The 15,199-nt window shown below is 60.7% G+C and carries 10 protein-coding genes and 1 pseudogene; 5 read left to right on the top strand and 6 right to left on the bottom strand.

Features of this window, described 5'->3' with window-relative positions; translation table 11 throughout:
* Positions 1-15: 15 nt before the first annotated feature.
* Together FV222_RS01635 and FV222_RS01630 are read right to left on the bottom strand one after the other, a co-directional pair.
* On the bottom strand, positions 16-1,467 hold the full coding sequence (locus FV222_RS01635) for a hypothetical protein (RefSeq protein WP_147812784.1): 1,452 nt from the start codon (positions 1,465-1,467) through the stop codon (positions 16-18).
* On the bottom strand, positions 1,464-2,765 hold the full coding sequence (locus FV222_RS01630) for an AAA family ATPase (RefSeq protein WP_210248430.1): 1,302 nt from the start codon (positions 2,763-2,765) through the stop codon (positions 1,464-1,466). The genes FV222_RS01635 and FV222_RS01630 overlap by 4 nt, the downstream gene beginning before the upstream one ends.
* A gap of 964 nt (positions 2,766-3,729) precedes the next feature.
* On the opposite strand from FV222_RS01630, the gene FV222_RS01625 reads away from it, so the two are divergent.
* Entirely contained in the window at positions 3,730-5,769 is a 2,040-nt protein-coding gene (locus tag FV222_RS01625; protein ID WP_187277169.1) for a hypothetical protein, read from the top strand.
* A 395-nt stretch (positions 5,770-6,164) separates the two neighbouring features.
* Positions 6,165-6,362, top strand: coding sequence for a hypothetical protein (locus FV222_RS01620; RefSeq protein WP_147812781.1), 198 nt, complete (start codon positions 6,165-6,167; stop codon positions 6,360-6,362).
* 58 nt (positions 6,363-6,420) lie between these two features.
* Here FV222_RS01620 and FV222_RS01615 read toward each other — a convergent pair whose 3' ends face one another.
* The 4 genes from FV222_RS01615 to FV222_RS01600 form a co-directional block, all read right to left on the bottom strand.
* Positions 6,421-6,786 (bottom strand): hypothetical protein, encoded by a 366-nt coding sequence (locus FV222_RS01615; protein ID WP_147812780.1) that lies wholly within the window; start codon positions 6,784-6,786, stop codon positions 6,421-6,423.
* A 370-nt stretch (positions 6,787-7,156) separates the two neighbouring features.
* Positions 7,157-8,398, bottom strand: coding sequence for a site-specific integrase (locus FV222_RS01610; protein ID WP_147812779.1), 1,242 nt, complete (start codon positions 8,396-8,398; stop codon positions 7,157-7,159).
* A gap of 435 nt (positions 8,399-8,833) precedes the next feature.
* The gene (locus FV222_RS01605; RefSeq protein ID WP_147812778.1) at positions 8,834-11,497 is read right to left on the bottom strand and encodes a hypothetical protein; all 2,664 of its coding nucleotides are present in this window, start codon (positions 11,495-11,497) and stop codon (positions 8,834-8,836) included.
* A gap of 313 nt (positions 11,498-11,810) precedes the next feature.
* On the bottom strand, positions 11,811-12,497 hold the full coding sequence (locus FV222_RS01600) for a hypothetical protein (RefSeq protein WP_147812777.1): 687 nt from the start codon (positions 12,495-12,497) through the stop codon (positions 11,811-11,813).
* Between the two features lie 464 nt (positions 12,498-12,961).
* Between FV222_RS01600 and FV222_RS01595 the strand changes: the two genes are divergently transcribed.
* The 3 genes and pseudogenes from FV222_RS01595 to FV222_RS01585 all read left to right on the top strand — a co-directional run.
* The gene (locus tag FV222_RS01595) at positions 12,962-13,600 is read left to right on the top strand and encodes a 2,3-bisphosphoglycerate-dependent phosphoglycerate mutase (RefSeq protein ID WP_147812776.1); all 639 of its coding nucleotides are present in this window, start codon (positions 12,962-12,964) and stop codon (positions 13,598-13,600) included.
* A 180-nt stretch (positions 13,601-13,780) separates the two neighbouring features.
* A complete protein-coding gene (locus tag FV222_RS01590) occupies positions 13,781-14,842 on the top strand; it encodes a putative sulfate exporter family transporter (protein WP_147812775.1) in 1,062 nt (353 codons plus the stop codon).
* Positions 14,843-14,886: 44 nt separating this feature from the next.
* A pseudogene (locus tag FV222_RS01585) lies at positions 14,887-15,199 on the top strand (hypothetical protein); the annotation flags it as partial.

Genomic DNA, 15,199 nt, shown 5'->3' with positions numbered 1-15,199 from the left:
CAGAAAGGAACGAGATCAACTCAGCTTCTTTGGTACGGCCACGCCGCCTTTGCGAAGAATACCCGCTTCCACTCGGTAAATATCTGGCACATTGATCTTTCCGTTTCCCCGTACTTCCATGACACCGACATCCCGCATCGAAGACAGCAGCGCCGAAGGTTCGTCTTCCGACAGAAACTTAACCGGCGTAGACATCGTTTCCGACTGCGCATCATTTTGAATGTCTTGAATGACTTGTTGGCCATCCCATAGATTAAGCAACTGTTCCTTCTCCATCGGGACGAACTGCCGCCGGAGGGCTTCCAACGCAGGCTTGATCCACGGATAATCTTCGTACAGTTCGATCAACCGGCTTCTCGATGCCCATCGTACGCCATCTTGAAGGCCGAGGTGATCAACTACCAGCTCGGATGGGGTCGGCTGGTGCTCTGCCGCCTTCTTCCACGCGATCAGGAAGCTTCGAGGCGAGCAAGCACTGGCTGCGTCGCTTAGGTGCAGAGGCACCCAGGTGTAGACCCGACCACGCTTCTTGTCGGTGCCCATGAATTCGCCGGCGATTCCGTTGATCAGGCGGTTCTGAGCGTCGACGGAGAACAACCTGTCCACACCGCTGCCCGGTAGTCCGTCGATTGCATTCTCACGCTGGGCGAGACGCCTGAGCGGATCACGCGACGCATCAGCCCGCAGAAGCTCGAACAGCAGCAACCCATAAAGCTCAATCGGTCTCCAGATCAGATCAACATAGTCGTTTTTAATCTTTGAGCTGTCTGGAAATCGAAATAGATCTTCATCATTGAACAAATCGGTCCGCATGAAGATCTTGGCGCGAATTGCGCTGAAGGACTGGAGCGACACCGCGAGACCCAACAGCGCGCGCGTCAATTTGCGGATGCTGCTCCAATCTCGGCCGAGCCGGTCAAGCGCATCAAAAACTACCAACAACGTGACATTTGTCCGTACTAGATAGTCGTCGGCTTCCGAAAGAGTTTTCGAATAAAGATTAATATCCGTCTTTAGATCCGCGATGACTGCGCTCAACGGTGCATCGTAGCTAGGATCGATTGTTCTCGAGGCTACGCGTGTCAGCACGGCCCGCCATATTTGTTCCGCAGCGATGCCGGCCTCCAAGAGCCCCGTCATCTCGTCAATAGTAGGTGCTGTTGCGCTGACCTTAGCCGACCCGTTGAAGCCGATCATCACTTCCGCGGTGTCGAAAAGGGGGTAGCCGTAGACCTTGGCCAGCCGGCGCCGGACGTCGCGATTCAAGAGCGCATGGCTCCAGAAACTCTTGCCCATCCCGCGATTGCCGACCACGAGTTGTCGCCTCAGATCGAGGACGCCACGATGACCTAACGGGAAGAAGGCACGGTCGACAGGAATCGTCTCATTGGGTTCTACACGCGGCGACGGCTCGAGTGCCGCGAGAGCCGTGCGGATTGCTACGAGGTCGGAGTTTAGTCCGTTCACGGCTGGGTCCCGCCAATATCCCCGTCCGAAGTCATCGCCACCTCGATTTCGGTGAGGAAGGATCTGAATGTCTGTTCGTAGAAGCTTTGTACAAGCTGGCCGGGTATCCGCCCGGGATCGAAATCGACGAAGCTTTGGCTAAATGGAATTATCAACGGCCAATGAGGCGCCGACTTGTCATCTTGGACGAAGCGAAGGCTATCTGGAGTTTGTTCGCCGACGGTCTCCGCATCGTAAATGTGCGCAGAGTAGATCTCGTACATGTCTTCCAGGTATTGTTCCGCCCCACCTGGGGCTAGGCTCGTCTTTGCGAGGACCGGACGCAACCTGGTCCGCCACTCGGCATCCCGTCCCTGGGCTCGGTCACGTTGCGCCAGCAGCTGCAGGGCGGCGAACAGAGCGCGATACCCCTCGATCGTCTGCTTCTGTGCCGTCCCAAAAAAAAGAACCGTAGCACCGAGTCCAAGCACGGCTGGAGCTGCCAATTCCGCCAGACCGGCGCGACTGTCGATGAAAATAGCATCGTACTGCTGCCGCTCGGCGATCCGCGAAATCATCGTCGAGATTTGCTCCGAAACCGGAACTGTGCGACCGTCGATCACATCCTCAATCATGGCTCGCGATAACTTCTGCAGGATATTCTCCGGATTGCGAAGCGAACGGAGACCGAGCGCCGGGAGGACATCAACACGTCCTCCACCAGGTTCGGTCAATTTACTCGAGGCCACGTAAGAGCGCAGATCGGCTTCGGTAACCCCACCGATGCCGTCTTCGACAAGGTAGTCGATAACGCCGAACTCCGGCGTGCCGTCGTTGTCGAGCAGAAGATTTCCCAAGCCGGGCGCTTCAAGATCGAGATCAACGACCAGAACGTTCCGATTGCGCCGCGCGAAGTCAGCCGCGGTGACGGCTAATGCCGTGGAGCGCCCCACACCACCCTTGAGCGTCGCGAAGACGACTCTGGGAGGTTCAGGACGCTTATGCGCGGGAGCATCGAGCCATCCAGACCCGACGATCCGACGATCGAGGAGATGGCAGAACACGTCTGCGACCTGGATTGGAAGACGGTCAGCGGCTTCAAGAATCGGCTCGGCGCCCGCATCGCCGCGGAACAGGATAGGGCGCCCGGCTCTCGCGTAGGGACCGAGGGCCAATCCGAGCGCTTCAGCAAGGGCCTTGCGTTCTAGTTCGTCCTTGGGCGCTCGGTCCGAAACGAAGGTGAGACGGCCCGATGCATCGCGGAGAGCAGTTCCACCGGCGACAAAGTCCGCGCCGGCTAAATCGCTTAGCGTCCGCACTAGTAGCGGCAGGGATTCGTCGAACCGAGGGGCTGACATTAAAACGCATCCATCCGGGATACCAGCTCGTGCGCGGCGGATCGCCAATGGGCGACCCACCTCTCTAATATGTCTCTGGTAGGAGCATACCGCATGTCGGTATCCCAGTTCTGAAAAAGGGATGCGTCTTCCGCAATGGCTCTGAGTTCGCCTGACCGTCGCCCTTTCGCATGGTCGAGTAGACGCGACTTAAGGTCCGGGAAATGCGCGTAAAAGGGGTCGTCACGCCGTTGCGCGGGGGACAATGGGGACATGCCGCTGTCCTGCATCATAGCCTTGACCGCAAGTTCTCCGGACAGGCCGAACAAATAACCGGCAACGGCCTGGCATCCGGGCTGCGCACCCGGTGCGGCCGAGCCGTTCAGCTTCTCGGCTGCCTTGAGGTGGCGCCGTGCCGAGTTCGCCAGATCTATTCGGTAAGCCATAGGATCCAATCTTAGACCCATCTGAAGACGAGTGGCAGACTCGTCAACATCCGCTTTACCGCATCGTGTGCGCGGGTGAAGCCATGCCGCTATCTAATTAGCAAAGCCGACCTAACTTCCTCTCTCCGCTCCCATCGGACTTCAGGCCCTAGCCCTGGAGCAGATATCTCGCCGCGCGACCGCGCACGAGTAGCTGGCTGAGGCTTACCTACAGGGAAGTTCGGCTGGGCAGGCGGGACAGACGCTCAGCATGTCAATTGAATCGGCGATGGCGGCAGGTCGTTCGAGGCCAGCACCGGTTGAGCGCACAAATGGGTTTTCTGATCAGGGATTTAGATAGCTCCCGGAGCACTGGGAAATCTATCTTGGCTAATGCCCAGGCAATGCTAAGGTCGCAGATCTCTCGACACGGAGCAGCCACGCAGATGCCGCCTCCTACGCTTACGTCAGTCGACGCGGCGCGCCTTGGTTCCGGTCGCGGTCTGGAATGGGCGCGCAGGATGATGAATGCTGCTAGGCCCTGGATTGCAATAAATGCTTTTTGGTTGCTGGTCCTCGTGTCCTGGCTACCGATCGTCGCAGGTGCTCAAGACCTGCTCGCGAGAATCTCTGCAAATGCGAGCGTGACTACCTTCCCAGTTAGGCCGGACTCAATCTCGTTCCTCCTAGTGTCGCTGGGCGTGCTCGTTACGGGACTTGTCAAATTCCGCTACGTTGCCGTGCTCTGTGTCCTGCCTGGACTAGCGTCCGTCGCGTTGGGCTTGGATCCCTCTGCCTTCGGCTCATGGCCGGCGTTGGAACCTCTTTTAGTACCCATTGGGGCCGCTCTTGTCGTGGTATCGGCTGGGTGTTTCGTCGGGTTCGGCCGGCTGCGCTCGGCGTCAGTCGCAGCCTTCCTGATCCTCGCTGCGATCGAGGCTTTGGGAGGATTGTGGCCGCTCGCTCCGACTGAGGTCGCGCCTGGCGCCTCGCCGGCTGCTGCAGCAGCAGGTGGCACGTCGGCTGCGTACCTGACCTTCGGGAGACTTTTTCATGCTTATCACCTCTCCGTGCTGGACCTCCTGATCGTCGGCTCTTTGATCGTTCTCGGCCGCTTCCTCGTACTTTTGTATCGCGACAATCTTGCTGGATGGGCAGGCGTTCGCGCCGGTATTGACCGGAAGGTGCTGCTCCGGACAGCCGTCTTGGCAGCGCCCTTTGTGGCCCTAATAGCCGTACTCGGCTGGTTCTGGGACGGGGTCGGCCGGACGGCCGAGACGTACGCGATAGATGTGTTGCGGACTTCGGGAGCCCCGCCAGCGGAGGTCCCAAAAACTCTCGAGGACGCCATGAGGCAGGCGAGCAAGCGCGAGCAAGCAAAGGTGGAGGATCGCAGCAAAGCCGCTCTTGCTGAAGCGGTTGCGAAGGCGAGGGATGGTTCAACGCAACTCGTTGAGACAGCATTGCCGAACTTGAGGTCGTCATTTCCGCCCCATCTAATGCAACTCGGCGACTGTCGTTGGTACGACGTAATGTGCCATGTGATGAATGGTATCAAATCCGTCGTGAACTCTATTTATCGCAAGGCGCGTGATGCCGCGCTCAATTCCCTAGAGTCCGAGTTGCGTAAAGCTGATGCGTTGGGCAAGGAGCGCCTAGCCGACAAGCAGAGGGTCGCGACTGAGGCAATTGCTAGGTTTTCCAAGCAGTCGACGGGCTGGGCCGATACAGCGATTGTTAAGGCGTTCGTTACTGCGCGCTGGATTGACATGATCCTCGGGATTTACGGCCTCATGGTTGCGGTGAAGACCGTGATGGTGATCCTATCCCGCATCATTTATCGCGATGAGCAGGGCAACGGCCTGTTCGCCTCGCTAAGGCCTTTCGCTAACCTCACGACGTCTCGTCCGCCCGAGGTAGTCGGAAGCGAGTTCGAGTTGCCGTACAGGTCTCCGGACACGTACGTAGCCCTGCGCTATGAAATCAGGAACGCGGTAGCGAACGTCTCCCTGCCGCAACCAGGGACCGGCCTCCTTGGTCGGGTTTTTAGCGGACGATACGTGCTCGGCCGCCTTGATTCCGTAAGTCTTCCAGTCGGCGGAGCGTCTATAGTGGTCAACGCCCCGTCAGAACTCGTATCCTGGGAACTTGGCGTCGGTGAGGAGATAATTGTTCGCTACGAGGACCTAGTAGCCTTCTCTGCCACAGTACGGCTGGCGACTGAAATCAACCTTTCGATCCAGGCGACTTTGTTCGGACGTTTCATTTTTCACAAGGCGATCGGGCCGGGGACGATCGTTATGCTGACTGCTGGGGAGGCTGTCGCAGGCCGCGAGAGGGATGCTGCCGAGTCTCGCCGATTCACCTCATTGAAGGCTTGGGAGTTGCCCGCCGGATTCCAAATTCAATCTAATCTCAACTGGCGTGGTGTCTACCTTGCCCCATATAATATCCGAAAACATGAAGGATCTTTATTGGTGTACGATACAGGACCAAAAAACTCTAAGTGGTCATCTATAGGGCTGATTAGCTCGATTAGGACTTTTCTTCTTCCGTTTTAGTCAGCAACTGAAGCATGTTGGATCTTCGCCGCCTCAAGGCCGGTGTCGCATGAGGCCACACGGTGGAGCAGCGAGAACGGAAAGGGAATCCTTACGTCCTCCGGGCCATACGGACTGAACGCCCTCATCCCGTACCGCTCCGGAAATGCCCTGTGATCCGTATGTCCGCCGCCGAGTACCGTGCGCTCGGCCTGCCGCCAGTCACATCTTCGCCTATCAAGGCCGCGCGTCGACCGGCGGCAGACACCGAAGGACCGGTTCACCGAGGCGTCCTCGACATCCTGCGCCTGCGCTTGGGCCGGCGCTACCTCGTCCAGCACACACCGAACCGCCCACGCAGCAGTGTCCAAGGCGGCCGGGAGAAGAGGCTTGGCGCTGTCCGAGGATGGCCGGACTTGGCCATCTACGGGCCGGGACCGGCCGGACCGGCTTGCTGGTTCGCGGAGATCAAGCCACCCGGATCGCCCGTACCGACTTATCAGCAGGAGATCCACGCCCAGCTTCGTTCGGCTGGGTTTGAGGTGCGGGTGCTGCGTGGGATCGCGGATGCCGAGGCTGCCCTCACCATCTGGGGCCTCCCGGCCGAGAAGTAGATGCCGCCGCCATCCGGGGCATTCGTCCTGATACGAATCTAACGTCCGATCACACAGCCTATCGCGCCGCGGCGGCATCCTCCGCCCTGGCCGCGGCGCTATCCGCCTCGGCGCGGGCCTCCTGGGCCTCCCGACTGGCTGGTGCAGCAGCCTCTGCTTCTTCGGCGTGCCGAGCAGCTGCCGCGGCGTGGTGCTTCGCAGCGGCCGCGTGGGCGTCGCGCGGATCCTCGCCGTCCTCGGCCTGACGCGAGGCCTCATTCGCTTCGCGCTGCGCGTCCCGCACCATGGTGATCGCGCTATCAGCCAACTCGGACGCCTCGGCGGCTGTGTAGGTCTGGATGGCAGCATCGGCGCTCGCTGTCACCGCGTCGTGCTGCGCGGCCGGATCGAAATCCTCGTCCGGCACGAGAGCCTCGAAATGCATCTCCGCAGCCGAAGCATGTGCGTCGGCAGCAGCAGCGTGTTGACGGGCCGCTTCAGCGTGGGCAGTAGCGAGCCCAAAGTTTGCGGGATGGGTGATCGCGCCCCGAGCGGTGCCGCCTAAGATCGCTTGGAAGATTTGCTCTAACATGAGACGTGCCGTCTGGTTGTAGTGAACTGCCAGACAAGAAAAACACGCGGTTACAGGCCGAACAATTGTTCGCCGCTTTGTGCAGTTAACGGTGAATTAGCAGTTCGTCAAAGCTGTGACTGGGATCGCGCGTCCCGATACGAAGCAGAACGGTTGGCTGGATTGTCCCTCCTACGACAATCGCCCTTGAATGCTTATAGTTCTACGCGAGACAAGTGCCCCGTCACGCGGCGTATGCCCGATCAATGGCGGCGAGGGCAATCTCTCCGCCCCGGACAGCCTGAGTGTAATGGCTGAGAGTGACCGCAGGGCTTGCGTGGCCCGCGATCTTTGCCACGAGGCCGACCTCGACGCCTTCTGCCTGCAGCATGGAGATGAACGAGTGGCGGGCCGAATGCGGCGTCACGTAGGGCACGCCGGCCTTCTTCAGCAGGGGCGCCCAGATCCGGGAGCGGAAGTTCGAGTAGAGCAGCGTGCCTCCACCGCCGACCCGCGGTTGCGGCCACGCCTGCCGGGCGCCAAGGCCCGGGAACACACGATGGGGCTCACCCTCGCGCTGGGGGCACACGGCCTGCCAGGCGAGCAGCATGGCCCGGAGCCGCGTCGGAATCGGGATCGTGCGGCATCCGGCCTCTGTCTTGGTGACCTCGCAGACCGCCCCGCCCATCTCCTGCATCCGGCGGATGCGAATCACGCCAGTCTCGAAGTCGATATCCTCCCATTGAAGAGCCAGTTGCTCGCTCGGACGCGTGCCAGCGAGGAAAGGGAACGCAACGTAGGCGCCCTTTTCCGGGTCGGCCTCAGCGACCGCCAGAAGCTCGACGATTTGGGCCGAGGTTAGGATGGCCTTCTTCACCTTGGGCGCCCCTTTTAGCCGCGAAGGCATCATTGGGGGGCGGATGCCCAGGTCCTCGGCCGCGAGTGCCAGGGCGCTACTGAGGTACTTCCGGGCACGGCTCGCCGAGGCCACGCCTACCTCTTGCGAGATCAGCTTGTGCCAGGCCCTGATATCAGCGGTTCCGAGACGATCGATCTTGATGGCGCCGAGGGTGGGCTTGAGCACGGCCCCCTCTGGAATGACGCCGCTTTCGGTGTAGGCGCGACGTTGCGCGGGATTGGCACCGACCAGCACTGGGTCCGAGATGTACCGCGCGCCCTGCTCGTAGCCGTGAAGGGTCTGGCCCTTCACCTCGCCGCGGCGGCCTTCGAGCCAGAGCGCGACGGCGTCGGCGACCGTGATCATCTCGCGGGCCGGGACGTAAGTGCGGGTCTCAACGGCCGCCTGGATCGCGTTGCGCTTGGCGATGGCCTCCTTCTGTCGCTCGAAGAAGAGCTGGACGCGCTGCCCAGATTTCGGGTCCTTGTAGTTCAGGACCCAGCGGACTTGGGCGACAACCTCGCCCGACCGTAGCTTGCGATGCCGCTCGCGCTTCGTCATGTTGATGTTGAAGGTGCTGGTCGACATCGCCGGAACTCCACAGAACAGAAGAAAAGAAAAACACGCGGTTGCAGGCAGAACAATTATTCGACTGGCGACGCGGTAAACGAAGCTAAAATCAGATATCGATCCGAAATCAGAAGCTGGAAAGTCACGAAAATTGCTTTTGTAACCTCATACGTAACCACGATCTTGGTGATGAGGATAAAGGGTACGTGATATACAGCCCGTGGTATTCGATAGTAATACAGAATACTGCCGGTTGAGGCTGTCCGAAGGCAGTTCAATGCTTGCGAAGCGGTAGGTCGCATACCGTAGGACGCAGGACAGGACGGACAACATTATGAGGGGGGAGAGGGGGAGTAAGTGCCGATCGCGGCACCGGTGCCACTATAGAGCGACACCTCCCCCCATCCTCATCGTGCGTCCGTCCCGTCCTGCGTCCTGATGGTGATATCGACATCAATATCGGGGGCCGACCCCATATGCCGAGTCTGAGCCGGGTCCGTCACCAGCCTCCTCGGTTGGATCCGGCAAGATGTCGAATGAGAGCCCGATTGCACGAGCCTTCTTCCTGATGTTGGCGAAGTAGACCGGGTGCTTGGGCGAGAACGCGCCGTCCATCTTGCGGATCGCGTGCGTCCAGGCATCACCGGCCCACTTGGTGTCCTTGAAGATCTTCTCGATCCCCGGCGAGCCTCTCAGGAGGTAGAACCCGGGTTCCTCGTTGTTGACCTTCATCAGAATGTCGAGGGAGGCGATAAAGCGTGCGCTGGGCCGCGTTTCCTTTTCGCCCTCCGCCATCAGATCCCTGTGCTCCCGAGCGAGCCACTGCCCGAGCGAGGATCCTGCGATCACGAAAGCGAAGAGGTGGTGGAGTGCTTCGGCGGCATCATCGCGATCGACCGCCTCGGCGTGCTCCGCGGTCGTTGAGGCATACTCCGTGACCTCGCGCCTGACCTCCTCGGGTGACGGTACCCTTCCATTCAGGGCAACGAATGCCGCTCCTAGAAGCGTAGCGATATTTGTCCTGAGCCGAGCATCGAGTCCCGGCATCTCCGCCTCAAAGGCTTCTCGCGCCGGAGAGACCAAGAGCGCCTTCGATGCCATGTACCCGCACCACCGAGGCCCAGCATCGGCGAAGTGCGCGAGCTCGGTCGTGATGTGTCGCGCGGCCTCCTGGTCGTTCTCGTGCATGACGAGTTCGAGCAGGAGGATGCGGCTTGCGTCAGCTGGCGACAGGCCCGACGGATTGATGCCGCTGAAGAAGAACGTCGCACGCAAGCTGAACTGCATGACCTTTCCCTCGGGCGTCCCCTTCAGGATCGATGTGTCCCCGGACGATGCACTACGAGCCAGCATCACAATTGCCTGGTGCCGTGTTCGCCGCTGATCGCTCTCAAACTCGTCGATGATCACCGGCAAGCTGTCGGGGCCGATGGCCTGGCGGATGCCGGCCTCCGTGCTGTCGCCAGTCGTCGACACTGCCAGCGGTGTCAGCAGCGCCGTGGCAAGTCCATGAAGGGTGCTCTTCCCCGCCTTGGGCGGCCCATAGACGAAGCAGTGTGGTCGCCATGCCAGGACGCCACAGATCGGGGCAATCGCGAGCCAGCCGAGCAGAAGCCTTGCGTTCTTTGGATCGCGGAAGGTGAACCGGTTCAACAGGTCCGCAAGCCGTCGGGCATCGAAGGCCGGCTCGGCGGGTAGAGAAATCGGCTCGAAGCAAAGATATTGATTCTTGAGGCCATCCCGCAGCCGCCCACCGAGATTGATGACGACCTCGCGGTCTTCTAGCCAGATCCCACGACCACGAATCCGCGTCGGGCTGAAGGGCCCGACCTGCTTGCACGCTGCAATGATGGCCTCACCGGCTGCCGTGGAATTGAACGACTTTTCCGTCGCAAACTGCCGCCTCCAGAAGCTCGACGGGGCAACGCCCTGCAGCCACTGTACCGAGAGCAACTGCTGAGCACTCGCTGTGATGATGATATTGCGCACCGGATCACGCAGCGCGAAGTTGCCATCACGGGTGTAGCCGAGTGGGATAGGCCCCTCGTCGCCAGGATCATATCGCCGAGACCCAGAGCCGATCTGGACAGGCGACTTGATCTTGCCGTGGTACGAGCAGGAGAGGCAACCCTCGTAGCCGAGGTCCGATTTGATCGACGAGCAGGTTCGAGGCGTACGGCTTTTGATCGCCTGCTCGATCTTACCCTGGGCTTCCCGCTGATCGTACCGGTGATAGTGCCTACTGTAGGCGTGGAAGATCTGCTCCGGATCCTGGCAACAAGCGGTGATGCTTGCAGCTGCAAACCACTCGGGTTCAGACGAGGATGCCGCGCCCTCGCCGGTGACATCGAAGTACCACGAGCAGCCCTGCCGGATAGCCTCGTGCCGAGCGGGAGCAAAGCCGTGACTGGGCCGCCGGGTCGACTTGCTGGGTACTCGGCTGGGCGACGCAAATTCCGCAAGAGTCGCTACAGAAAACCGCCGCGTCGGATCGAACTGCTTCAGCACAACGGGCTTCTTCTCTCCGCCCTTGTGGTTAAATGTGCCGGGCAACCGGAAGGCACGAGCAATGTCGCCGATACTATCGATTTCTGCTCCATGATTGCGAAAAAGGGCCTGCATCGCGCGGCTAAAGTCACGCGCGACGCTCTTCGCATTTTCCAACTCGCCTTCATTCTGGATCCGTAGCGGCTCAGTAAGATACCAGTGCCAATGCTCCCCATTGCCAGTCGATACGACAGCGGATGGCGCATAAGGCAGAGATGCACGGATCAAGTCGGCTGCTGCGGCGTCGGGGACGTAGGCTTTGGCCGAGTCCTTCATCGATGCGAAGTCAACATCGATGACGAAGCCTGACATCTGCGCGACGGTCGCAATCGAACCACGCTTTGAGCCCGCACAGGGCTGCCGCTGTGTCCCGATGACGCCGTAGAGATCAACAGCATGTTTCTGTCTATCGATCTCAAGGGCAAGCTCGCCCCACTGATGTGGGCCATATGAGTAGGTGCGTTTCGCAGGGAGTGCGAAGAGTGCCTGAAAACCGGCAAACTCCTCTCCGTGAACAGCTCTCAGGAATTCAATCGAACCCGCCGCGGACAGATCTGTGGGGTTGCTCATCGCGAACTTCCCCGTGAGACCGCGACGCATTGGAATGCGCTTGGTTCCTGAATCGCTTCGCTCGCCGCAGTGCCATTTGCCGCCATCGCGCTTTGAACGTCGACGAGCAAAACGTAGCGGCGATGATCGAGCAGACCATAGCTAGGAACAAGGCCGAGCTTAACAGCTCGTCGAAGCTTATAGCTAGGGATCCGCAGCGCCTTGGCCGCCTGCGGAATAGTGTAATAATGATTTCGGCTGTCAGTATGACAACTGTTCATGGAGCGCCTCCGTTGGAGTGCCCCTTCATGATGGAATGCTTGCCGAAGCAAAATCAGGGAAAAGAGGCGGGCTTAATCCCTATTCCGACTAAGGCGGGATCGAGATCCGTCAAATTGATTCGAATTCCTAAAAGTTCGAGATCTTTCAGGATCCGCTTCGCGGCATTCAGCATCGGCGCTCGCTCATCCAAAGTTTCAGTGCCGACCGCCGATAGCAACTCCTGCTTGCGATCCTTGAACTTCGCACGCAAGCGCGCAAGGATGTTATTCTTGTCCCAATCGCTCCTGGCGGACTCGGTCGGGTGATGCTCGATTACCTTTTTGATAATGGTATCAACCTCGATTTTGGATCTGGTGTCTTGAAAACGCGCGTCACGATAATACCGCGCGATCTCAGTCAGCAAAAAATCGTCGATATCAGGTTGGCGGCCTACCGACCCGTTTTCGCGACCAAACAGGGCATCCTTGGCCTTCAATAATCGGCCTGGAGCTTCATGTTTGGGAAATCTGCCTCTGATTATTGCTATTAGTATCGAGTCTTGCAACGTCCTCATTTCAAACGCTTTCTTGCTGATTATTTCGTCCAATTGGCTTTGGATCCGCGGGTTCATAACTTCATCTGGCTCGCCACACCAACCGAAGTCTGACTCTTTGATGTTTTCTATGCCCTGACCGCAGAATTCAGCCATGAAAACCGGAACAGCTATCTTCTTGTATTTGTCTTTCGATTGGCGAGCCATGTCTCGTTGACCTTTTTGAGGTGCGGCTTCAGCCGTACTCGCAATGCTTGAAGATAAGTTCGTTGCCGTAGCCGCAGCTCATGATGTGCTTAACGGCGCGTGTTGACCTTTATCTTGAGTAACTTCGGGTACCCTGTGCACCATAGGTACGCCCTATCCCCCCGGACATACGGGATCTGCGGCGCTCCGAAGGTCGCTCGGACGGATTATTCCGGGAGCAGCGGAAGGATATTTGATAACGCAAACCTCACCAGCCAACCGCATGGAGGATGTGAAAGTCTCATACGGATTGGAAGCAACATGGGTGTTTTCGGTCGCAAGACGTTCTTAAGCGGACCTAGGATGACCCGCCGTCTCGGATGGACGGTCCAACCCATCGCATGGTCGAAGTTCGTTAAAGTCGGATGCCGACATCATCAGAGGCGATGCGACCGGCAGGAAAGTGCTCTGCCTCGGGAGACAGCGTGATTCACGATTGCAAAGCCCCGGTCACGCGACATCTCGTGCTGGTCCGGCATGGCCAAAGCGTAGCCAACCGATCCGGCCTGTTCACGGGATTGCTGGACTCGCCCTTGACCGAGCAGGGCCGGATGGAAGCTGAGGCAGCCGGGCGGCGTTTGGCCGAGGGCAGCTGGCGCTTTTCCGCTGCCTTCACCTCGACGCTGACGCGGGCCGTCGTGAGCGGCCGGCTTATCCTGGATGCGCTCGGGCAAACCGGATTGGTCCCACAACGCTTCGCCGCGCTCGACGAGCGAGACTACGGCGAGCTCAGCGGGCTCGACAAGACCGCCGCCGATGCGCACTGGGGGGCGGAGCGGATCGAAACCTGGCGCCGCTCCTACGCCGAGGCGCCGCCGAACGGTGAGAGCCTGCGCGATACTGTCGCCCGCATCGTGCCATGCTACCTCCGATCCATCCTACCGGCGGTCATGGGCGGGGACGTGCTCGTGGTCGCGCATGGTAATTGCCTCCGGGCGCTTGTGATGGCGCTCGAAGACCTCAGCCCGGCGGAGGTCGAGAACCTCGAACTCGCGACGGGCTCCGTCAGGATCTATGAGCTTGCCGCGGACACGACGATCAAGGCCCGCTGGATCGACGGGTGAATGCGCCTGTCGGCCCCGACAATGGATCTCCGCAAGCTGCGAAGGGCCCTCTTTTCATCTATTCCGTTGATAGGAAGCATCTGATCATTCCGTTGGAATGATTGAATGGGACGTGGGACCCTTCGGCATCAGTCGGAGCCGCCCATGTCCTCTCTAAACCCATCCTCCCCCGTTCGATCGATGCGCGCTCTGAATGGCGCCAAGCGCGTCCTTCCGGGGCTGGGCCTCTGCGTGGCGGTCACCGCCGCCGCGGTCGGCTTCGAGGTCGCCGAGACCCGCCTGTTCGGTCGCGCCTGGCTCGAAGCCCTGGTGCTGGCGATCCTGCTCGGCAGCGCGATCCGTACCCTCTGGACCCCATCGCAACGGTTCTTCCCCGGGATCGCCTTTGGGGCCAAGACCGTACTGGAGATCGCAGTCGTTCTGCTCGGGGCCTCGCTCAGCCTCGCGACGATCCTCGCCGCCGGACCGGGCCTGCTCTTCGGCATCGCGGGCGTCGTCGTCGTGGCGATCCTGTCGAGTTACGGCATCGGCCGAGCGCTCGGACTGCATCCGCGCATGGCGATCCTCGTGGCCTGTGGGAACTCGATCTGCGGCAACTCGGCGATCGCGGCCACGGCACCGGTGATCGGCGCCGACGGCGAGGACGTCGCCGCCTCCATCGCCTTCACCGCGGTGCTGGGCGTGCTGGTGGTGCTCGGCCTGCCGCTGCTGGTGCCGCTGCTCGGTCTGTCGCCGATGCAGTACGGCGTGCTTGCCGGCCTCACCGTCTACGCCGTGCCGCAGGTCCTCGCCGCCACTGCGCCGGTCGCGGCGCTCAGCGTCCAGGTCGGAACCCTGGTGAAGCTCGTCCGGGTGCTGATGCTAGGCCCGGTCGTCCTGGTGCTCTCGCTCGGCGCAAGCCGGCTGCGCGAGGAGACCGACGAGGCCGCCCCCGGCGTCACTGCCGGCGACCGCCCGGCCCGCGGCGGCCTCGCGATCCACCGCCTGGTGCCGTGGTTCATCCTCGCCTTCCTGGCGCTCGCGGGCCTTCGCTCGGCCGGGCTGGTCCCGCAGGTCGCGCTCGCGCCGATGTCGGAGACCGCCAACGTGCTGACCGTGGTCTCGATGGCGGCGCTCGGCCTCGGGGTCGACGTGCGCAGCGTCGCCAAGGCCGGGGCGCGGGTGACCCTCGCGGTGGTCGCCTCGCTCCTCGCCCTCGGCGCCGTCAGCCTCGGCCTAATCCACGTGCTCGGCCTCGTCTGATCCGCGCTATGGCATCGATCCGAATTCTTGATGAAAGAACTGCCGTGACACGTTCGTCCCAATCCTCGTCCGAGGCGGTTGCGCAGGCGACGGGATGGTTGATGGGGCCGGGTCGCGAAGCGGCGGACGCGGCAGCTCTTCTCGACGGGTTCAGCGCGTGCCTCTCGGGGCTCGGCCTGCCACTGGCCCGCGCCACCACCCACGCGCCGACCCTGCATCCGTCGTTCCGCTGGGTGATGCGCGTCTGGCATCCAGGAGCGTCGAGCCTAGCCCTGCGTCGCCGCCACGGCATCGAGGGCACGCCGACCTTTCACGGCAACACCGTCGAGCACGTGGTCGAGACCCGTACCCCGTTCC

This window comes from Methylobacterium sp. WL103, assembly GCF_008039885.1.
Taxonomy (GTDB): domain Bacteria; phylum Pseudomonadota; class Alphaproteobacteria; order Rhizobiales; family Beijerinckiaceae; genus Methylobacterium; species Methylobacterium cerastii.
This window is presented reverse-complemented; position numbering and strand designations above follow the sequence as displayed.